Source organism: Micromonospora musae (genome assembly GCF_003626635.1).
In the GTDB taxonomy this organism is placed as follows: domain Bacteria; phylum Actinomycetota; class Actinomycetes; order Mycobacteriales; family Micromonosporaceae; genus Micromonospora; species Micromonospora musae.
On record NZ_RAZT01000004.1, the window covers coordinates 273,933 to 295,150 of the forward strand.

At 70.7% G+C, this 21,218-nt stretch carries 16 protein-coding genes; 6 read left to right on the top strand and 10 right to left on the bottom strand.

Features of this window, described 5'->3' with window-relative positions:
* Positions 1–43: 43 nt before the first annotated feature.
* From D7044_RS10065 to D7044_RS10075, 3 genes are read left to right on the top strand one after another with little or no spacing between them, the layout of a single operon-like run.
* Positions 44–694: a tetratricopeptide repeat protein gene (locus D7044_RS10065; protein ID WP_120674480.1), complete on the top strand. Its 651-nt coding sequence runs from the start codon at positions 44–46 to the stop codon at positions 692–694.
* A 10-nt stretch (positions 695–704) separates the two neighbouring features.
* On the top strand, positions 705–968 hold the full coding sequence (locus tag D7044_RS10070) for a DUF7161 family protein (protein WP_120688647.1): 264 nt from the start codon (positions 705–707) through the stop codon (positions 966–968).
* A 5-nt stretch (positions 969–973) separates the two neighbouring features.
* Positions 974–1,984: an MFS transporter gene (locus D7044_RS10075; RefSeq protein WP_120688648.1), complete on the top strand. Its 1,011-nt coding sequence runs from the start codon at positions 974–976 to the stop codon at positions 1,982–1,984.
* 41 nt (positions 1,985–2,025) lie between these two features.
* On the opposite strand, the gene D7044_RS10080 is transcribed toward D7044_RS10075, so the two are convergent.
* The 4 genes from D7044_RS10080 to D7044_RS10095 form a co-directional block, all read right to left on the bottom strand.
* Positions 2,026–2,589 (bottom strand): GNAT family N-acetyltransferase, encoded by a 564-nt coding sequence (locus tag D7044_RS10080; protein ID WP_120688649.1) that lies wholly within the window; start codon positions 2,587–2,589, stop codon positions 2,026–2,028.
* 79 nt (positions 2,590–2,668) lie between these two features.
* A complete protein-coding gene (locus D7044_RS10085) occupies positions 2,669–4,132 on the bottom strand; it encodes a family 43 glycosylhydrolase (RefSeq protein WP_120688650.1) in 1,464 nt (487 codons plus the stop codon).
* 11 nt (positions 4,133–4,143) lie between these two features.
* Complete coding sequence (locus D7044_RS10090; protein WP_120688651.1) at positions 4,144–6,687, bottom strand: alpha-L-arabinofuranosidase C-terminal domain-containing protein; 2,544 nt, start codon at positions 6,685–6,687, stop codon at positions 4,144–4,146.
* Positions 6,688–6,767: 80 nt separating this feature from the next.
* On the bottom strand, positions 6,768–10,820 hold the full coding sequence (locus D7044_RS10095) for a family 43 glycosylhydrolase (protein ID WP_199716559.1): 4,053 nt from the start codon (positions 10,818–10,820) through the stop codon (positions 6,768–6,770).
* A gap of 367 nt (positions 10,821–11,187) precedes the next feature.
* Here D7044_RS10095 and D7044_RS10100 point away from each other — a divergent pair, with 367 nt between their 5' ends.
* The gene (locus D7044_RS10100) at positions 11,188–12,090 is read left to right on the top strand and encodes a hypothetical protein (RefSeq protein ID WP_147434626.1); all 903 of its coding nucleotides are present in this window, start codon (positions 11,188–11,190) and stop codon (positions 12,088–12,090) included.
* Here D7044_RS10100 and D7044_RS10105 read toward each other — a convergent pair.
* The 5 genes from D7044_RS10105 to D7044_RS10125 all read right to left on the bottom strand — a co-directional run bounded on the left by D7044_RS10105 (position 12,066) and on the right by D7044_RS10125 (position 16,257).
* Positions 12,066–12,431, bottom strand: coding sequence for a YybH family protein (locus D7044_RS10105; protein WP_120688653.1), 366 nt, complete (start codon positions 12,429–12,431; stop codon positions 12,066–12,068). The two genes, D7044_RS10100 and D7044_RS10105, sit on opposite strands and share 25 nt — an antisense overlap.
* A 72-nt stretch (positions 12,432–12,503) precedes the next feature.
* Entirely contained in the window at positions 12,504–13,214 is a 711-nt protein-coding gene (locus D7044_RS10110) for an SDR family NAD(P)-dependent oxidoreductase (protein ID WP_120688654.1), read from the bottom strand.
* A 498-nt stretch (positions 13,215–13,712) separates the two neighbouring features.
* Positions 13,713–14,012, bottom strand: coding sequence for a muconolactone Delta-isomerase family protein (locus D7044_RS10115; protein WP_120674499.1), 300 nt, complete (start codon positions 14,010–14,012; stop codon positions 13,713–13,715).
* A 41-nt stretch (positions 14,013–14,053) separates the two neighbouring features.
* Positions 14,054–14,818, bottom strand: coding sequence for an SDR family NAD(P)-dependent oxidoreductase (locus tag D7044_RS10120; RefSeq protein ID WP_120674501.1), 765 nt, complete (start codon positions 14,816–14,818; stop codon positions 14,054–14,056).
* A 227-nt stretch (positions 14,819–15,045) separates the two neighbouring features.
* The gene (locus D7044_RS10125) at positions 15,046–16,257 is read right to left on the bottom strand and encodes an MFS transporter (protein ID WP_233564925.1); all 1,212 of its coding nucleotides are present in this window, start codon (positions 16,255–16,257) and stop codon (positions 15,046–15,048) included.
* A gap of 77 nt (positions 16,258–16,334) precedes the next feature.
* Here D7044_RS10125 and D7044_RS10130 point away from each other — a divergent pair, with 77 nt between their 5' ends.
* Positions 16,335–16,886, top strand: coding sequence for a TetR/AcrR family transcriptional regulator (locus tag D7044_RS10130; RefSeq protein WP_120674505.1), 552 nt, complete (start codon positions 16,335–16,337; stop codon positions 16,884–16,886).
* A gap of 16 nt (positions 16,887–16,902) precedes the next feature.
* Here D7044_RS10130 and D7044_RS10135 read toward each other — a convergent pair whose 3' ends face one another.
* The gene (locus D7044_RS10135; protein WP_158609974.1) at positions 16,903–18,300 is read right to left on the bottom strand and encodes an aminotransferase-like domain-containing protein; all 1,398 of its coding nucleotides are present in this window, start codon (positions 18,298–18,300) and stop codon (positions 16,903–16,905) included.
* Positions 18,301–18,480: 180 nt separating this feature from the next.
* On the opposite strand from D7044_RS10135, the gene D7044_RS10140 reads away from it, so the two are divergent.
* Positions 18,481–21,171, top strand: a complete 2,691-nt coding sequence (locus D7044_RS10140) for a M14 family zinc carboxypeptidase (protein ID WP_120688657.1) — start codon at positions 18,481–18,483, stop codon at positions 21,169–21,171.
* Positions 21,172–21,218: the final 47 nt, after the last annotated feature.

The following is a 21,218-nucleotide window of genomic DNA, read 5'->3' on the forward strand; positions in this document are numbered from 1 at the left end:
GTAGAGTCGTCTGCGTCGATGTCCCGGGCCGGCGGAGGTGGCCATGGCTGGTTTCCGGAACTGGGTCACCCTGATACGCGTGCACCGAGCCGGCCGGCGCGCCGCCGCACGTGTCGAACGCGGTGACCCCGCCGCCGGGGCCGAGGCCCTGACCCAGGCGATCGCGCTCGCCGACCGGCAGTGGGGTGCCGCCAACCCGCAGTCGATCGCGCTGAGGAGCAACCTGGTCCACGTACGTCTCGTGCTCGGCGACCTGACCGCCGCCCGCGAACTGGGCGAGCGGACGGTCGCGCTCTCCCGGCAGGTGCTGGGCGAGGACCATATGGTGACCTGGAACGCGGTCAACAACCTGGCCCTGGTGGTCCAGGCGGACGGCGACCCGGCTCGGGCCCGTACCCTGCACGAGCAGGAACTCGCCGCCTCCCGCCGGCTGCGCGGCGCGGCCCACCCGGACACGATCACCTCGATGAGCAACCTCGCGCAGTGCCTCTTCCGGCTCGGCGAGGCGGAGGCCGCCCACGACCTCTTCGAGGAGGTCGCCCGGCTCTCCCGGGACGTCCACGGCGCCGACGACCCGAGGACCCGCGTCGCGCTGGACAATCTGGCCCTCGTGGCGGTCGCCCTCGGCGACCTCGACCGAGCCCGGCAACTGCATGAGGAGGCCGTCGACGGGCTCGGGCGCGCCGAACCCTAGGGTCTGCTTGATGGGGGAGAACCAGGACCGCACGCCGCTGCGGTACGACCAGAACGGGCTGCGCGGGAGGCTCGCCCGCGTCCTCGTCGCGGAACCCACCGACGAGATCGACTGGCCGGTCGACCTGCCGGCCGGGATCGAGCGGGTCGTCATCCTCGACGACACGCCGAACCCGCATCACACGCTGCGGGTGTGCCCTCCCGGCGAGGCCACGCGCGTGGCGTTGGTCGTGTTCGACCAGTTGGCGCTCTGCGACGACCCTCCGGAGGTGTGAGGACGATGGATCCGCGACGCATCGAGCTGAACCGGCGGCACAGCCGCGAGATGGGCGTGCTCTTCTCGACGTTCCTCGACGCTCATCCGGACGTCGAGTCCGAGGTGGACGGGGCGCAGCTGACGGCCGAACAGGACGCCGCCTGGGTTGCCTTCAGCGCCCCACTTCTCGGCCGGCACCAGGCCGAACGGTCCGCGCTCGCAGACGTGCTCGAAGCCGAACGGCGCGGCGACGACCCGCGACCCGGTACGCGGCGACAGGAGAGCACGACCGATCGACCGCCGCTACTTGCCGCGGAGCCGCGCGTCCGTATGCTCTCGGGGGTGACTTCGCCATCCCCCGGCACCGCCAATCCGGTTCCCCCGAACGGCCCCCGCGCCAGCGTGATCCTCGTGATCGGTGGTGACGGCCCAGCCCCGCTCCGTCCAGCCTGGATGCTGATCGGGCCAGCGCTCACCGCGTTGCTGGGCGTCTACCTGCTCGCCGTCACCTTCGGGCCGGGCGGGTCCGCGATGCGAATGGCCCTGCAGCTACCGGATTCGGCGATCCCGTGGAGCTTCGTCGCCTACCTGCTCCCGGCGCTGCTCGCGACTCCGCTCGGTTTCCTGCTCGGCCGGCGCTGGCCGACCGCGGTGACGCTGCCCGCGGCCGTCGTGCTGATCCTCGGATCGCTGCTGACGACGCTGGCCCCGGGGAGCGGTTCGCTGCTGTTCGGCCGCGCGCTGACCGGGATCGCGGCCGGTGTGGCGTGGGGCGTCACGGCGGTGCTCGTCGCGCAGCTGAGGGCGCAGCGCGCCTGGGCGATGCCGCTCGTCGTCGGCGCGGCAGTGCTCGCGCTCGGGTTCGGAGCCGTGGCCGGGGCGCTGCTGACCCGGGGGCTCACCTGGCGCACGCCGTTCCTGCTGGCCGTGCCGCTCGAAGTGGTGGCGGTGCTGGCCACCGCGGTGACCGGGATCGTCGTGCTGACCCGGCGCCCGTCCGGGCCGGTGCAGCCTCCGGCCGCGCCGCTGGTCTGATCCGGCCGGCGCAGCCGGGCACGGTCTCCTGAGACCGGCCCTCAAGCGGGGTCGGGCGGCCGGCTGCCGTGGTCGGCCTGATACTGCTCGCGGGTGGTCGCGTGAACCGCGACGGGCCGCTCATCTCCCGGTACGGCCGTGTGGAACTCGCACGGCAGGCCCAGCTTCTCCATGACCCGCTTCGATCTCGTGTTCTCCACGTGCCGAATGCTGACGATCCGGTCCAGGTCGCAGACGTTGAAGCCGAACCGTAGGACCGCCGTGGCGGCCTCGGTCGCGTACCCGTGCCCCCAGAACCTGCGATCGAGCCGCCAGCCGATCTCCACCGTCGGCAACACCTCGGGGAGGAACTCGGGCACGGCGAGCCCCACCCAGCCCGCCCAGGCGCCGCCCTCCCGCAGCTCGACGGCGAACAGACCGAAGCCCTGGGTCTCCCAGTCCCTGATCATCTTGCGGAGAGCCTCGGCGCTCTGGTCACGGTCACGTACCGACCCGTCCCGGATGTAGCGCATCACCTCCGGGTCGGCGTTCAGGCTCGCGATAGCGTCGAGGTCGTCCTCGCGCAGGCCGCGAAGGGTCAGGCGCTCGGTGCCGAGAGTGATCACCTGTGCAGTGTCGGCGCTGCCACCTCGTCTCGCCAAATCGGCGTCGTCTGCCGGGGATCTCGTCGAGGGGCTCGCCCGGTCAGCTGAGCCAGAAGGTCGACTTCGCGCGGGACGCCCTGCCCACCGTCAGGGCACCCCGGTCGTGGTTGACGTAGCTGCCCCGACGATCCGACAGCTCCAGCGAGACGGCGTTGCTGTTCGCCAGGCCGGGCACCCTGCGGAAGCTGGCCTGCGCGCCGAACCCGTCGCCCTCCTGCACCGGCTCGATGCGCAGGCTCGTCCCGTCGACCCGCCAGTAGCGGTCCGGGAAGTTCACCGACTGGAGCGAGACCGTGCCGCCGCCCGCGAACCCGGGGACGAACCGGAACTGGGAGTCGGCGAGTTCCCGTACGCGCGGGTCGACGCGGAGCGCGTACGTGTGGTGACGTACGAACGTCGACGGGGCGTCGGCCGGCGACAACCGTACGATCGGGCCGCCCCGGCCCACCGGCACCCCGAACAGGGGAGTTCCGTCGGGGTGCCAGTAGAGGCGCTGCGCGCGGGCGTGCCGGTTCGGGTCGTAGAGCGGGTCACCGACGATGTCCCGGTAGTCCCGCGCGTGGTAGACGAGCACGTCGGTCTCCCCGTCCTCGGCCACGGTGAAGCTGTTGTGCCCGGGGCCGTACTGCCCCGTCCGCTCGTCCGTGGTGAAGACGGGATCAGGGTTCTTGCTCCAACTGGCCGGGTCGAGCAGGTCGGCGCGGGCGTCCGCGGTGAGCAGCCCCATGCAGTAGCGGGCATCGGTGGCGCTGGCGGAGTAGGTGACGAAGACCCGGCCGTTGCGCTTGATCACGGCCGCGCCCTCGTTGACCCGGAAGCCCTGCACCTCCCACGACTTCGTGGGGGTGGCGATGCGCGCCGGGTTCCCGGTGATGGTGAACGGTGAGGTCATCCGGGCGATGTAGAGGTTGCTGTTGCTGCTGATCTCCGGCTCGCTCTGCGCCCAGACGAGGTAGCGCTCCCCGCGGTGCTCGAAGGTGGTGGCGTCGAGCGAGAAGCTGTCCCACGGGGTGACGATCTGCCGCGGCGCTGACCAGCCGCTGACGTCGCGGGGGTCGGCGGCGGTGGACTCCATGACGTACATGCGGATCCGGAAGACGTCGTCGGAGTCGCCGGCGGCGAAGTAGAGGTACCAGCGGCCGTCGATGCGGTGCAGCTCCGGGGCCCAGATGTGGCCGCCCATCCGGCCGCCGGCGGGACGACGCCACACCACCGCCTCGGCGGCGTCGCCGAGCCCCTCGATGGTCGGCGCGGCGCGCACGATGAGCCGGTCGTACTCCGGCACGGAGGCCGTGAAGTAGTAGTGGCCCCGGGTGCGGGGCGTGATGAACGGGTCGGCGCGCTGCCACACCAGGGGGTTGGTGGTCGGGGCGCCGTAGATCTCACCGTCGGTGGGCGGGGCCGCCCAGGCGTCCGTGCCGGTGGCGGCGGGTAGGGCCAGCCCGGTCGCGGCCACGCCGAGGCCACCGCGCAGGAGGGTACGCCGGCTGAGGGGAGTGCTCATCGCTGCTGCTCCTACTTCGTCTGGACGCGGATGAAGGTCACCGAGTACGGCTCGAAGGTCCGGGTGAAGGTGGGCGCGACGCCGTTGATGGTGCTGGTCCTCGGCTTGATGAGCTGCGCCGTACGGGTGTTCAGCTCCTCCGGGTCGCCGCTGATGACGGTCAGCTGCGCCTTGTTCGCGACGCGGACGCCGGCGCCCAGGTTGATCGTGGTGCGCGCCGGTGCGGCCTGGGCGTTGACCACCTTGACGATGAGCTGGCCGGCGGCGACGTCGCGGGTGACGACCTGGGCGAACGGTTCGGTGACGGCGTTGTCGTCGAAGCTGCCCCACACCTGCCCGTCGAGCAGCAGGGTGACCTTCGTGCCGCGGATCTGGACCTTGATGTCGTACGCGCGGCCGGTCTCGATGGTGTTGGGCTTGGCGATCAGCGTGGTCTTGCCGCCGTTCACGGCCTTCTCCACCGCGCCCTGGGTGTTGTTCCAGCCGCCCAGGTTCCACCAGTAGTAGTTGCCGGTGTCCTTCACCCCGAAGCCGACGAGGAACCCCTCGGCGCCGGAGAGCTTGGTCGCCTTGACGTCGAGGTCGTAGTCGCGCCAGTTCTCGTCGCCCGCCTCGACCATGGTGTTCTCGGCGGCGGTGTCGGACTGGACGTAGCCGCCGTCGACGACCGACCAGGCGCCGCGACCCGCGATCGGGCTCCACCGGTCGGCGCCGGCGGAGAAGTCGTCGTGGAAGAGCTGCGTGCCGTCGGCCGAGGTGACCAGCACGTCGTCGTAGCTCGCCGCGGTCCGCCAGGTGGAGAGCCCGACCGCCCCGGTGACCGGCTCGGGCGTCCGCGTCGCGCCGCTGAAGGTGCTCGGCACGACCCGGTCACCGACGTTGGTCATGAAGAGCTTCTGCACCTCGTAGCTGGCCGAGCCCCACGACTGGTCGTTGTCGAACCAGATCATGTCCGGCCGCCACTGGACGTAGTCGATGTTGGCCAGCAGGGGAGCGTAGGACGCCATCGTCACCACGTCGGCGTTGCGCTCCAGGCCGGTCAGGTACGCGCCCTCGGCCAGCGCGTTGTAGAGCTTGTTCTCCTGCGACGCGAACTCGCCGAGCCACACCTTCGCGCCGGAGCGGTCGTAGCTGTCGTAGCGCCTGTTGTTCTGCAGGAACCAGTCGGGGCTGTTGTAGTAGTGCTCGTCGACCATCTCCACCCCGTTGGCGCGGTTGAGTTCCCACGCCCGGTCGAAGGTGGCACCCATGTCGTCGGGTCCGGAGTTGCTGATGACCGTGATGTCCGGGTACTCCGCCTTGATCGCGTCGCGGAACTTCACGAAGCGGGCCATGAAGGCGTCCGGCAGGTTCTCCTCGTTGCCGACCTCGAGACGGTCGAGGCCGAACGGCTCGGGGTGGCCCATCGCCGCGCGCTTCGCGCCCCACGTCGAGGTGGCCGGACCGGTGGCGAACTCGATGAGGTCGAGGGTGTCCTGGATGTGTCGTTGCAGCAGCGCCTCGTCGTCGACGGCCCGGTTCTGGCCGCAGCCGGTGACGAGTGCCGGCACCACCGGCACCGCCTTCGCGCCGACGTCCTCGGCGAACTGGAAGTACTCGTAGTAGCCGAGGCCGTAGGACTGGTTGTAGCCCCAGAAGTTCGCGTTGGTGGCGCGCTCCTCGACCGGCCCGACGGTGTCCTTCCACTGGTAGGCGCGGGCGCGCTGGTATCCGCTGGCGGCGTCGTAGCCGTACATGCTCCCGGTGTTCACGATGCATCCGCCGGGAAAGCGCACGAAGCCGGGGCGCAGCGCGGCGATCTTCTCGGCGAGGTCCTTCCGCAGGCCGTTCGGTCGACCCTTGAAGGTGTCCCGGGGGAAGAGCGACACCATGTCGAGGCGCAGGGTGCCGGCGCCGCCGGCCTGCACCGTGAGGCGCGCCGCGTCGGTGGTGCCGGTGGCCACGAACGTGCCGGTGTACCGGCGCCAGGTGTCGCCCCGCACGCTCACCCGCACCGCCGTGGCGTACTTCGTCGTCCCGGCCTGGTCGCGCAGGCTCACCGTCAACGGGGTGCCGCCGGCCGCGTCGGTGCGCGCCCAGACCGAGAAGTCGTACCGCTTGCCCTTCTCCAGCGCGACGCCGGTGTTGTAGCCGGCGTTCTGCACGCCGTAGGCGCCGGCACCGGTGTTGCTGAGGGTCAGCTTCAGGTAGGTGCGGTTGCGTTCGTTGAGCCGGGCGTCGTCGTCGACGGTGGCGGCGGTGCCGCTGCCGCCGGCGGAGGAGACGGCGCTCCAGGCGGTGAGGCCGGTGTAGGAGCCGTTGTCGACCGGGAGGTACTCGAAGGACCGGTTCTGCACCAGCTCGGCGTAGAGCCCGCCGTCGGCGGCCCGGTTGATGTCCTCGAAGAAGACCCCGTACATGTCCGGGTCGATCGCCGGGCCGGTGCCGCCGGAATCGACGTCGATGGTGTAGTCGAGGGCGGCTGTCGGGTCCGCGCCGATTGCGGGGGCGCCGGCGCTCAGCCCGGCGGCCACGATCGCGGTGACCAGGCCCGCGACGAGGCGGTACGTACGCATGGTGATCGGCCTTCCCTGTCGGCGGTGGCGGGTGGGCGGGGCGGGCAGCGCCGGGATGCGCTGACGCCCCGCCCGCGGGGTCAGGGCGCCAGCGGTGGGACGCCTCCGAGCGTCGGGACGACGCGGGCGATGGTGCCGTCGGCGTTGAAGCGCAGGCGGTCGATGGTCACTTCCCGGTGGGTGCCGTCGCCGCCGGGGATGGCGAAGCGGTGGTAGGCGATGTACCAGTCGTCGGTGCCGGGCACCTGGATCATGCTGTGGTGGCCGGTGCCGAGGATGCCGAGGCTGGGGTCCTTGCCGAGGATCTCGCCCCGGTTGACCAGGCCGTCGGCCATCGGGCTGGTCGCCGTGGCGGAGCCGACACGGTAGTTCTCGCTGCGGGTGTCGTCGATCGACCAGCTCAGGTGGTAGGTGCCGGCGCGCTTGGCCATGAACAGCCCCTCCCGGAAGCCGGTCAGGCCGGTGATCCGCTTGACCTTCGTGGCGTCGTACGACGTCATGTCGGGGTTGAGCGGAACCACGTAGGCGTTGCCGTTGCCCCAGTAGAGGTAGCTGCGGCCGTCGTCGTCGGTGAAGACCGCGGGGTCGATGGCCTGACCGCCGTCGGGGTTGGCGGCGACCAGCGGTTTGCCGAGCACGTCGACGAAGGGCCCGGTGGGGGAGTCGGCGACCGCCACTCCGATCTTGGCGTCGGCGCAGAAGTACAGGTAGTACTTCCCGTTCTTCTCGATGGCCGCCGGCGCCCAGGCCCGCCCGTCGGCCCAGGACACGTCCGGGCCGAGGTCGAGGATCGTCGGGTGCTCGGTCCACTGCGCCAGGTCCGTGCTGGACCAGGTCTTGAAGGTGGTGCCGGACCAGCCGGGAAAGCCGTCGGTGGTGGCGTAGATGTAGTAGGTGTCGCCGAAGCGCACGATGTTCGGGTCGGCGTTGTAGCCGGGCAGGACCGGGCTGTTCATGGTGACCGCCTTGACGGTCCAGGTGCGGCGGCTGCCGTGCGGGCCGGTGACGGTGTACGTGACGGGCTCGGTGAAGTCCCGCTTCGCGCCGTTGCGCGGGGTGAGGCGGGCGCGGTCGCCGATCCCGAACTCGGGCGCCAGCCTGGTCACGTCGGTGCCCGGCCGGACAGGCAGGGTGACGGTGTTCGTGTCGCCGTCGATGATCGCCGGGACCTTGAGCGCGTCCAGCTCGACCGAGCCGATGGCGGTCTCGTTCCCGGGGAGGGCGAGCACCTGCCTCGCCGACAGGGCACGGTTCCACAGGGTGAAGCCGCGCATCCGGCCCTTGAAGTAGCGGTCGGAGGCGAAGAGCGAGCGGCCCAGGTGGTTGGCGGTGGTGATGCCGCCGCCGAGGTCGCCCGGTCTCGTGGTGACGCCGCTGTTGCGGGCCACCTCGACCCCGTTGTCGTAGAGGCGGGCGACGCCACCGGCGAGGGTGTAGGTGATGGTGTGCCAACCACCTCGGCCGAGGTCGCGTCCGGCGCCGGTGTTCTGCTCGGTCGAGTACGTTCCGCTCGCGATGGCGGTGCGGTACGCGTTGCCGGTGGTGAAGAGGTAGCCGTTGCCCGCGCCGTTCGTGGTGTTGCCCAGACCCCAGATGAAGTACGGCGTCGCCTGCGCGGGGTCGACCCAGACCTGGGCGGAGACACTGACGTCGGAGAGACCGGTCAACAGGTTGTCGGGCAGGTCGACGTAGCCGTCGTCGCCGTCGAAGGTGAAGGCGTCACTGCCCCGGGTGACCCCGCCGCGCAGGACGGCGTCGCGGCCGTTGCCGGAGCTGTCGGCCACCGTCGTGCCGGTACCGCCGGTGAGGCGGTAGTCGGCGATGACGCCCTGCTTCGTGGCCGGCGCGGGTGCGGGGCCCTGGCGGAGCCGGTCGAGCTCGGCCCGGGTGACGGGCAGGACGGTGCCGTGCCGGGGATGGGCCGGCAGGTCGTACCCGGTCGACATGGTGAACCGGCCGCCGTCGAGGTCGGTGGTCTCGAACGGCACGTAGCCCCGCCCGCCGAACTCGTCGATGAAGAGGTACCACTTTTCCTCGGTGTTGCTCTTGAAGATCGTCGGTCCCTCACCGCGGGAGATGCCCTCGCTGTCGTCGGTGGCCTTGCCGATGCACTCCTGGACGAAGTCCCAGCTCGGGTCGCGCAGCCGCGTCGACTTCTCCTCCAGGATGAACTTGCTGCACGGGGTGGTGGAGGTGTTGTTCCGCTCGTCCTTGGTGAAGCGGTAGTAGGTGCCGTCGTGCGCGACCACCGTCGAGTCGATCACCGAGTACCCCGGGTCGACCCATACCCTCGGCTCGCTGAAGGTGCGGAAGTCGCGGGTCGTCGCGTACATCATGCGGTTGTAGGTGTCGCCGGTGTGCGCGGTGTCCTCCGGCGCGTAGAGCTTCGAGGCCCAGAAGACGACGTACGCGCCGATCGTGTCGTCGTAGTAGGCCTCGGGCGCCCAGGTGTTCCCCGCGGTGTCGGGGGAGACGCGTACGTGCCGCTGCTGCGACCAGTTCACCAGGTCGGTCGACTCCCACACCTCGATGTACTTGCTGCCGCTGCGCTGGGCGGCGTCCCAGTCACCGTTGCCGTAGATCTTCAGGTCGGTGGCGATGAGATAGAACCGGTCGCCCTCGGGGCTGCGGATGATGAACGGGTCCCGCACCCCCTCGTCGCCCGCGCTGGAGGTGAGGACGGGTCGGCCGCCGTTGAGCTCGTCGTACTTGAGCGGGTCGTTGCCGCGGCTCGCCGCGAAGTAGATCTGCTCGCCGTCGGCCGTGCCCTCGCCGGTGAAGTAGGCGAAGGCGTACCCCTCGAGCTTCTCCTTCTTCGGCAGCGGGAGGACGGTCAGGGTGAAGTGGCGTACGGCGCTCGCCCGGCCCTTCGTCGCGCGTACGGTGAGCCGGGCCCGGGCCGCCTTCGCGCCGTGCTTCGGGCGGGTGACCTCGCCGGTCGTGGTGACCACCCGGGGGTCCTTCGTGCTCCAGCTGAGGGCGACGTCGCGCTCGCCCCTGGTGGGCAGGGTGATGTTGCCCCGGACGGCGTCCTGGTCGTGGATGACGATGGCCGCGAGGGCGTCGCCGACCTTCTCCCGGTCGCTGAGATCCTCCAGGACGGTGACGGTGAAGGCACGGGTGACGCGGTGGCCGGCGTAGGTGACCGCGGCGGTCAGCGTGACGGTGGCGTCTCCGGAGCGGGGCGCGGGGCGGGTCACCACGCCGGTGTCCGAGACCACCGCCGGGCTGCTGGAGGACCAGGTGACGGTCGAGCCGCCGACGCCCCGGGTGGGCAGGTCGAGGTTCTCGGTGACGGCGGTGGTGTCGCCCAGGTCGAGCGCGGCCGCGTCGGCGGCGGCGCGCCCCGTGGCGGTCTGCTCGCCGAGGGCGCGGGCCTCGTCGGCGGTGACCGCCCGGTCGTAGATGCGGAAGTCGCGGACCTGACCCTTGAGGTACCGGTCGGCCGCGTAGACGGAGCGGCCGAGGTAGTTGGCGGTGGTGCTGCCGCCACCGATCGCCCCGGGCGTCAGGCTGAGGCCGGCGGAGCGGGCCACCTCGACACCGTCCTCGTAGAGCAACGCGGTGCCACCGCCGAGGGTGTACGTGATGGTGCGCCAGCTGCCACGGGTGAGGTTGCGGCCGGTGGTGACCGTCTGCTCGGTCGACCAGTTGCCGCTCGCGATCGAGGCGCGGAAGGCGTTGCCGGTGGCGAAGAGGTACCCGTTGCCGACCCCGTCGGACCCGGTGTTGCCCAGCCCCCAGACGAAGTACGGCGTCGGCTGGTCGGTCGCCACGTTGACCTGCACCGACACGGTGACGCCGTCGAGACCGTTCAGGACGTCGTCGGGCAGCCGGACATGGCCGTCGACGCCGCCGAGACGCAGACCGTCGGGGCCCTGCCAGGTCGCGTCGCCGCTGACGGTGCCGTGGCGCCCGTGACCGGAGCTGTCCGGCACGGTCGTGCCGCTGCTCTGGGTGAGGTCGTAGCGCAGCACGAGACCGTCGTCGAGGGAGGCCGCCGCCCCGGCCGGGGTCGGGGTCATGACGCCGACCAGGCCGGTGACCAGCGCGGTGAGGCCGGCGAGTAGTCGGCGGCTGCGGCGACGTGGGCGACGGCGCGCCGGGCGGAGCGGGGCTGGCGGCGAGGACATTGCCGGGCTTCCTCCTGTGACTCGACGGAGATCGGGCGTCAGGACGGTGGTGCAGCCGGTCGGTGGCCGAGACGCCGCGCTCCGACGGAGGCGCTCGGCCCGCCAAGCGAGCGTTAACATGCTCGGGAATGAGCGCCAACGTACGCACATGTATCGATCACGTCAATATCGCTGCCAGTGCTGATGTCCTCGATCGACAAAGATGGCCGCAGGGATTGACAAGTCCGTATGTTTACGTTCACAAGCCGTTCGGGCGATGGGTGGGCGGCGAGGTCGACACGAAGGACGGGCCCGGGTGATTGCACGGCGTCTGAGGCCGCGCGCATCGCGCACCAGGCCCGCGTCTACATTCGGGTCCGTCGAGGAGGTGGCAATGGTCGCGGTAGGACCCGATGGCGCGTTCTCCGTGAACAGTGTGGGACTCGCTCGCGCGCCGTTCCCGTTGAGTTTCAGTGTTCGCGCAACGAAGGGCTCCTGGCTGGTCCATGCCACCGCAGCGCAGGCCGCGGAACTGGCCGATGTGCTCATGACCGTGGCGGGCGACACGATCGTGATCGTGGGCCTGGAGACCAACAGCTTTCTGGACGAGAGTTACCGTCCCTGGCGGCCGTCGCTGATCGCGGCCGAACAGGGCGTCGGCTATGAGGCTCACGACGTCGGCGTACTGGCGTCCGGTGTCGTCGGTCTCAGCGACGAGGCTCTGGTGATCCGCCGGGACGACCTGCCCAGATTTCTGGCCGGTTGGTATCCGTACGAGCTGACGATGATCGACGTGCCGGGTGCGCCGACCGCGGGGCGCCTTGACGAGATCATTCTCGCGGTAGGAACGGCCGGGCATGATGAGCCGATCCTGCTCTCCCTTACCGGCTCCCGCCTCTTCTTCTCCGGTCACGACGACTGCTATGTCGCGGTCGAGTCGACGGACCCGTCGCTGCCCGCGGCGATCATGAGCCGTCTCCTGGCCCTGCTGGTCGGCTCGGCGCTGGTCGACGACTCCGTCGTCGACGTGCCGGATCCCGACGTCGAGGCGCTGGAGAGCCTCATCGAAGAGAGCCGGCACTGGGTCGGCGTACTCGGTGTCACGACGCGCGACGCGGTGACCGTCGATCTTCACGCGGTGCCCGAACCGTGGCGGCTCGGTGAGCCGCCGGTCCCGGCGCGCGTCGACCGCCGCGCGGTCTACGACATCACAACCGGCGGGTGGCGGCTGCAGGACCCGGTCGCTCCCGCGTCAGCCCGTCCGGCTCATCCGAGCCGGGACACCTGGTAGTGGCTGATGAGCCAGCGCTCGCCGACCCGCCGCACGATCACGCTGAGGTTGACGGTCACCACCGGCCGATCGGTGAAGGCGAAGTCGACGCTCAGGTAGCCGAGGACGAGATCGTCGGCGAGGCGACGGGTCTCCTTGATGTCGTACGCGGCGGTCATCCCGACCGGCTGCGAGTCGTAGTACTCGGCGACGGCGGCGGGGCCGACGCCGTACGGGTGCAGGCCCTGGAAGATCGCGTCGTCGGTGAAGTACGACGCGACGCGCTCCGGTTCGTGAGCGTCGACGGCGGACCGCCACTGGTCGAGGACGCTACGAAGGATCTCGGTCTCCGTATTGGTCATGATGGTCTCCTCTGCTGTTGGGCGCGGCGGGCAGCGCCGAGAGCCGCTGCCCGCCACGGCTTTTGAACTGTCTCAGTGCCCGGCGCTCTGGCCGCCGTCGACGTGCAGGATCTCGCCGGTGACGAACCCGGCGTTCTCGAGGTAGGTCACGGCCTCGACGATGTCGTTGATCTCGCCCAGTCGGCCGACCGGGTTCAGGCCGGCGAGGAACTCGTGGAGCTCGGCGGAGTGCATCGGGGTGCGGATGGTGCCCGGCGAGACCGCGTTGACCCGGACGCCGCGAGTGGCGTACTCGATCGCCAGCGATTTGGTGACCGCGTTGAGGCCGCCCTTGGTCAGTGACGCCAGCGCCGACGGCAGGCTGGAGTTGGCGTGGTCGACCACGCTGGCCGTGATGTTGACGACGTGCCCGCCGCCGCCCTGGGCGATCATCGCGGCGATGGCCCGCTGCGACACCTCGAAGAACCCGCGCAGGTTGATCCCGGTCACCAGGTCGTAGTCCTCGGCGGTGTAGTCGGTGAACGGCTTGGCCACGAAGACGCCGGCGTTGTTGACCAATGTGTCGACGCGCCCGAACGTGCGGATTGCCTGATCGATGACGTGGGCGCCGACGGTCGGGTCGGCGATGTCACCGGCGACCGCCAGCACCAGGGGGTCATCGGACGGCGCGATCGAACGCGAGTTCGCGACGACGGCGTAGCCGAGCTTGCGGTAGGCGGTTACGAGCGCCGCGCCGATGCCCTGGGACGCCCCAGTGATCACGGCGACTTTCTGCGTACTCATCGGTTTCTCTCTTCTGGCTGGTTGAGGACGTGCCTCACCCGCACCGCGCTGGGCGGTGCCGGTCGGAATGCATGTGGGGTCGGGTGGTGATCGTTCCGCTGTACAGACACTCCACGGGCCGGTCGTATTCCCGCGGCCCCCAAATTTCCTTGGACTGTTCGGTCCGGTTTCTGAGTCCGGAGGCGGCCGGAAAGCGGCGATGACCCTGCCGTGTGACCTGGGCAAGGCGGTCGAAACAGTAGCACCCGGTTGATCCAAGAATGGACTCGATGGACCAGTTGGAGCGCGGCCGGGTTCGGGGCATCCGGTGGGGTGCGCCCGCGCGGCGAATTGCCCGACTTGCCCGCTGATGCCGATTTACAGCTGCTCGAACAGGCCGACGGGCTGCGCGCGTCGCGCCACCGGCGCTCCGTAAACGAACCGGTCCGGCTCGGTCACGTCAAGGGCTCCTCCGCCGTCCGGGCGAGGGACGCTCCGGTGCCGGTGGACACGGGCGCATCAGCGGGCCGGTCGACCCGGGTCGCTCGGGTGCGGCGACAACGGCGTGACCGTGTCCTGTCGCCACGCGCGCAACGGCATCGACGCCAGTAGGAACTCCAGCTGATCCGCGTCGTCGGCGTCGAAGAGTCCCCACGTCCGCCACTCGCCGGGGGCCAACGGCGGTCGCCACAGCCGTAGCAGATTCCCCTGCGCCACCAGCTCGGCCGTGCGTGTGGCCTCCCGTGCGCGCATGGCGGCGACCTCGTCGTCCGTCGTCCCCTCCGGCACCGAAGTCACCATGTCGACCAGGAACTCCACCGCTCTCCTCCGTCCGTCGGCGGGAACCGCACCCCCGGCCGTCACCAGGCGGTGGCGCCGCCCTCGGCCGGGAAGTTGGACCCGGTGAGGTACGACGCCCGGTCGGAGGCGAGGAACGCCGCCAGTTCGACGATCTCCTCGGGCTGGGCGAAGCGCTTGAGGAGCGTCTTGCGGGTGATCGCCTCGCGGGCCGCCTGGTTGTCGCCGAGGTCGCGGTCACTGGCCGGCGTCAGGACGGGGCCGGGGCTGATCGTCACGGCCCGGATCCCGACGGGCGCGCCCTCCAGGGCGAGCTGCCGCGTCATGCCGATGACGCCCGCGTTCGCCGCGCAGTGCGCGATCATCGGAGGGAACTCGCCGGCGATCATGCCGGCCTCGGAGGCCACGTTGATGATGACGCCACCACCGCGCCGGACCAGGTGCGGCCACGCGAACTTCGACACGAAGAAGGGGATGTCGAGTTCCCCGGCGATCGTCGCCCGCCAGTCCTCCACCGAGAAGTCGGGCATCGGGCCGAAGCGCTGCGAGGCCGCGTTGTTGTAGACCACGTCGAACCCGCCGTAGGCGACCGCCGCCTGCTCGACGAAGTCCCGAGCCTGCTCCGGATCGGTGAGGTCGATCGGCGCGATGCCGGTCATCTCACCGCCGGCGCTCCGGACGAGTTCGACCGTCTCGTCGTTGCCGGCCGGGTAGAGGTCGCACCCGACCACGGTCGCGCCCTCCCGGGTGAAGACCAGCGCGGCGGTGCGGCCCATCCCGCCGCCGGTGCCGGTGATGAGCACTACCTTCCCGTCGAGGGTTCCCATCGCGCTCCTCGTGCTTCGCGGTCGGGGCGGCTCGGTCGGGCGATCATCTTGAGACGCCGTCGGTGCGGAATCCGGCACCGCAGCGCGCGCCGAACCATCCACTCCTCGGCTGCGAAGGCTCCCGACCACGCCTGACCGCCCGCTATTTCGCACGGTACGTGGCGCTGGAGCGCAGCGGCCCCGGAACCAACGGAAGCCGTTGCGCTGGTCCTTGCTCGACCGGTGGGTCAGGCCCGGCTCGGGAGTCGTTGCGCCACGAACGTGAATCCGCTCAGCACGATGAGGACGATGGCGTAGCAGGCCGCCGTGGTGCGCAACCCGACAGCGGTGGAGGCGAGCCCGGCGATGACGGCAGGGACGCTGAAGGCCAGGTACGCGACCGTGTACGCCACCGCGAAGAGTTCGCCGCGTTCGGCCGGGCCGCCGAGGCGTACCACCGCGCCGAAGCTTCCGAGCACGGCGGCGCCGAACCCGACACCGCCCACGACGGTGCCGACGACCGCGAGCGTCACCGTGCCGCCGAGCACACCGGCGAGGGTGATCGCGGAGCCGAGCGCGAGCAGGAGCGCGCCGGCGTCCAGGACTCTGCGGCCGCTCTGTCGGTTGCGCAGCACGAACGCGGTCAGGGCGGAGCTGCCGCAGAGAACCGTGATGACGAGGCCGCCGATCAGATGGTTGGTGAGCCCGAAGACACCGGCCGCGACCGAGGGGCCGAGCGACAGGTACAGGCCACCGAGAGCCCAGGTAGCGACGAGGATCGGCACGAGCGGGTAGAAGGCTGCGCGTAGCCGCGCCGGGACGCCGAGCCGCGGCACGAGCGAGGCCACTCCGCCCGGTCGCCGCGCGGACGTCTCGGGCATCACCGCCACGGCCGCCACGGCCAGCAGCATTCCGGCGAGGAACAGGAGGTAGACGAGGTGGGTCGGGGCCGGGCCGTACTGCACGAGGACGCCGCAGCCGAGTGCTCCGAGCGCGAGCCCACCGGTCGGGGCGATCCCGTTGACCAGTCCGGCGCGGCCCGGCGCGTGGGGCGGGTTGAGGTCGACGAGGGTGGCGCTGAGCGTGGTGATCGCCGCACCGGTCGCGATGCCTTGCAGGGTCCGGGCGACGAAGAGCATCCAGACGTCGCCGGCGATCGCGAACAGGAGGAGCGAGAGCGCCTCCAGGCCGATCGCGGCGGCGAGGACCGGACGGCGCCCGACGTGATCGGAGAGCGCGCCGACCACGAGCAGTGACCCGATCAGCCCGACCACGTACACCGCGAAGACGGCGGTGAGCGTGGCCGCGGAGAAGTGCCACTGCTGCTGGTAGACGACGTAGAGGGGGGAGGGGGCGCTGGATGCGGCCGGGAAGAGCACGGCGATCACGGCGATCACGGCGAAGCTGACCGGTTGGGACAAGCGGCGTGGCGTGGACCGGACGGCGAGTGGCTGGGACAAGATGCACTCCCTAAACGCAGTGATTGTTGCGTTAGGGATGCTAGCGCTAACGCAGTTATCGCTGCAATAATGGGTTCGTGTCGAAGCCCAGCACGAACGCGAGGCCCGGCGGCCGGTCCGCGCGGGTGCGTGCCGCCGTGCATCGCGCGGTCACGGAACTCCTCGCCGAGGCGCCGGCCGAGGCGCTGACGCTGCCGGTGATAGCGGATCGTGCGGGCGTGCACCCGACGACGCTCTACCGCCGTTGGGGATCCACCGCCGACCTGCTGGCCGACGTGGCGACCAGCCGCTTCAGCGGCGACCTCGTGGTCCCCGACACCGGTTCCCTACGCGACGACCTCAAACGCTGGACCACGGACGTCGCCACCGACCTCACCGACCCGGACGGGCTGGCGCTCATGCGGGCCGCGGTCGGATCCGGGGCCGGTGCCAGCCGCGCCTGCATGGCCGACCGGCACGCCCAGCTCGCCGCGATCCTCGACCGGGAACGCGCCCGCGGCGGCACGGCGCCGGAGGTGGAGTGGGCCGCGGACGCGCTGCTCGGGCCGCTGATGTATCGCGCGGTGTTCACCAACAACTCTCTCGAACCCGGCTGGGTCGACGACCTGGTCGAGTCGTTCCTGGCCTGACGGCAGCCGGCCGTCGTCAGCGGTGGGCCTCGCCGAGGACGCGGGCGATCCGGGTGTGCTCGTCGTGCCACAGCGTGGTGGCGATCCGTACGTGCGACCCCCCGTCGCCGTGCACGGTGAACGGCGCGCCGGAGGCGATGCCGATGCCGTCGGCGGCCAGTGACCGGATCGCGGTCGCGGCGTCGCCGACGGGAACCCAGACCGAGAGTCCGGCGATGCCGGTGGGGGTCAGCCCCTGCTCGCGGAGGGCCTCGACCATCAGCTGCCGGCGTTGCCGGTAGGTGACCCGGGCCCGGTGGATCGTCTCCCGGGTCTGCGGGTCGGTGAGCATCTGCGCCAGGGCGCGCTGGGTCAGCACGGAGGGCCAGCCGCCGGTGGCCATCTGCCGGGCGCGCACCCGCGAGACGACCCGCCGGATCCCGGCCAGCGCCCCGACCCGCAGGTGCGGCCCGTGCGACTTGTTCCAGCTGCGGACGAGCAGCGTCTTCCCCGGCAGGAACTCGCCGAACGACACGTCGGGAGTCGGGGCGAGCTCGTGGGCGCCGTCCTGCTCCAGGATGACGATGTCGCGGTCGGCGAGCATCGGCATCAGCGTGCGGGCCCGCCGGCGGGAGAGCGCGTGCCCGTACGGGCTGGCCATGCGGGTCTGCAGGAGCAGCATGCCGGGACGGGTGGCCAGGGCCGCCTCCATCGACTCCGGCAACGGGCCCTCGTCGTCGCAGCGCACCGGCACCGCCTGGGCCCGGTGGTCCTCGACGATGTCGAGCAGCGAGGCGGCGGCGACCTCCTCGACGATGACCCGGTCGTGCGGGTGCAGCACCACGCCCGCCACCCGGTGCAGGGCGTCGTGGGCGCCGCTGGTCACGGTGAAGTCCTCGGCCTCGAAGGGCCAGGTGGCGCGCAGCACCGTCGCCAGCTGCCCGTCCACCGTGTCCTCCGGGTACGTCCGCCAGTGCGTCCCGGCCACAGCCACGGCCATCGGACCGGCCAGGTCGGGCAGCAGGGCCGGATCGGGATACGCCGTGGAGAGGTCCAGCCGCACCGGCGGCGGGGGCGGCAGGCTGGCGAACCGGCGGCCGGCCAGCGCCCCGGGCCCGCGTACGAAGCTGCCGCGCCGGCGGTCGCAGTGGATCAGGCCGCGCTGGCGCAGCCGGGCCCAGGCGGAGGCGATCGTGGTGGGGCCGACGTGCAGGGCGGCGGCCAGCGCGCGCACGGTGGGCAGGCGCAGACCCTGAGCGAGTTGACCGGAGTGAATGAGGTCACCGAGGTGGTCGGCGATTCCGCGCGCCGACCGGTCGGTGAACATCAATGCGAGTGCGCTGGCGTGCAGGCGTTCCGGTCGTCGTGCGACCGCCGCGTCCGCGACCGGATCGAGCGTGTCGGTCAACCGTGGTTTCGACAGCTCGGCGATCATGGTTTTTGATACCGCGTGAGCCGAAGCCGCGGCAACCATGTTGAGCCATTCTTGAGCTTTCCCGGCCGCGGAAACGCGAACAAACGCGAACAGCGGAGCCACTGTGGAGACCGGTGCGTGCGGTTACGGTTCAGCCACAGTCGATCGACGAGGACTGATGTCGAGCCGGAAGGTCTGCCGATGCTCAAGACCCGTCCACCCCTGCTCTACGGCGCCTGCGTGGCCCTGCTGGCGCTGGTCGGAGCCACCGCCACCGCACCGGTCGCGAGCGCCGCTCCCGACCTCGCCCGCGCCGCGGCGGTCGCCGGGGCAGCGAACATCCCCACCCCCGAGCAGCACTTCGGCTTCAAGATGGGCGCGGAGGGAAAACTCGCCTCATATCCCGACGTGCTCACGTACATGAAACTGATCGCCGAACGGTCCGACCGCGTCGACTACAAGACCATCGGTCCGACGACGATGGGCAACGAATACGGGACCGTCATCATCAGTTCGCCGAAGAATCTGCGCCGCCTGGATCGGCTGGTCGAAATCAACCAGAAACTCGCTGATCCGCGCAGCACCAGCCCGGAGGAGGCCCGCCGGCTGGCCTCGGAGGGGGTGCCCTTCTACCACCTGGAAGCGACCATCCACTCCAGCGAGGTCGGCAACGGGCAGGCGATCAACGACATCGTCCACCGCCTCGCCACCGAGGACTCGGACTTCACCCGGAACATCCTGAACAACTCGGTCGTGGTCCTGGTGCCGTCGCAGAACCCCGACGGGCAGCACCTCATCATCGACCACTTCAACCGGACCGCCGGCACCGACTACCGGCGGACCTTCCCGGACCTGTACCACAAGTACACCGGCCACGACGACAACCGGGACTGGACGATGTTCACCCAGGTCGAGGCGCGGTACCGGCTCGAACTGGAGAAGAAGTACCGCCCGGCGATCGTGCACATCATGCACCAGAAGGGCAACTCGGGCAGCCGCATCTTCGTCCCGCCCTACGGCGGCATCACCAGCGAGAACGTGCCGGCGAACATGAGCTCCTCGGTCTCCGCGATCGGCCAGCACGCCGCCCGGGCGCTCGCCGCCGCCGGCAAGACCGGAGTGGGCAGCCTCGACTACCACATCTTCTGGACCCTGGAGCAGCCCGTCGGGTACTTCCCGTTCACCGGCTCCGGCGTCTACCTGACCGAGATCGCCTCGGTGACCGACTACGCGTACCCGCAGAAGTCGCAGGACGGCCGTCCGCTCGGCCCGCAGCAGGCCCGGATGAACCTCATCGAGCCGTACCGCTCGGACACCTGGACCCTGGCCGACATCGTCGACTACGCGAAGATCGCCACCTACGCCGGCATGGAGTACACCGCGAGCAACGGCGAGAAGCTGCTCTACGACAACCTGTACGCCGTGCCGCACGAGTACCTGACCAAGGGCGTGCCGTCCGGGACCTTCGCGTTCGTGGTGGACGCCAAGCAGCGTGACCCGTACGCGACCTTCGAGATGCTCCAGCGTCTGGAGTGGACGGAGGTGGAGATCGAGCGTGCGAAGTCGGCGTTCGTCGCCGACGGGAAGCGCTACGACGCCGGCTCGTACGTCGTCAAGATGCACCAGCCGCGCGGCAACTGGGCACATCAGGTCCTCGGCACCGACCAGTACCCGGAGGTCCGTGACTGCGGCGAATGCCCGGTGCTGCTGCCGTACGCCGAGGCGACGACCAGCCTGCCGCTGCAGCTCGGTGTGGACGTCGCCGAGGTCCGCGCCCCGTTCGAGGCGCAGCTGGAGCGGGTGACCTCGGTCCAGCCGCCGCAGGTGACCATGCCGCCCGCCCCTCGGGCCAAGGGCGCCTACCTGGTCCGCCCCGAGTCGTACGGGACGATCCAGATCGTCTCGGCGCTGCAGGACGCCAACATCCCGACCTTCCGCGGCGCCAAGGGCTTCACCGCGAAGGGCGTCGCCTACCCCGCCGGCACCTACATCGTGCCGGCCACCCCGCAGGCGCGGAACACGCTGGCGACCGCGTCGGCCAAGGTCGGCCTCCAGGTCGCCGCCGTGGACCAGACCCCCAAGGTCGCCGGGGTGCAGCTCAAGCCGAAGACCCGGGTCGGTCTGCTGCGCGGGGTCGGCAACATGCCCGGCGGCTGGGACATGTGGCAGTTCGACCAGTACGGCATCAACTACGACGTGGTCTCCGCCCAGGACTTCCAGCGGAAATCGCTCAACGAGCTGTACGACACCATCGTCGTGTCGTCCGGGGTCTCCCGCGACGACATCGTCGAGGGCCTCGACCCGGCGCAGTACGACGAGGCGTACTCCTGGGCCTACGGGGTGGGCGAGAAGGGCTGGCGCAAGCTCCAGCAGTTCGTCCGCAACGGCGGCACACTGCTGGCGATCGGCGACTCGGTGCAGACCGCCCAGCAGCTGCTCGACCTGCCGATGAAGCCGGCGCTGCCCACCAGCGACGACGAGTTCGTCACCGGTGGCAGCCTGCTCAACCAGGAGTTCGACCCGAACGACCCGGTGGCCTGGGGCATGCCCGAGTCCTGGCCGGTCTGGCTCTACGACACTCAGGCGTGGGAGCTCACCGGCGACTCCGGCAAGGTGGTGTCGAACTACCCCGCCGAGGGTGAGGTCCTGGCCAGCGGCTACCTGCGTGGCGCCGAGCACATCCGGGGCGCCACCAACGTCGCCTCCTTCGACGTCGGCAAGGGCCAGGTCGTCACGTACGGCAGCGAGATCACCTTCCGGACGCTGCCCCGTTCGCAGTACAACCTGCTCTACAACGCGATCTACCACGGCCCGGCGGCCGAGGTGGACGCGACCGGGGTCCAGCAGCTGCGGCCGCAGTTCGGCCTCGACGGCGCACCCGTCAAGCGCTGACCCGCCGGACCCCCACCCGCTCCGGGTGGTCACCCTGCACGGTGACC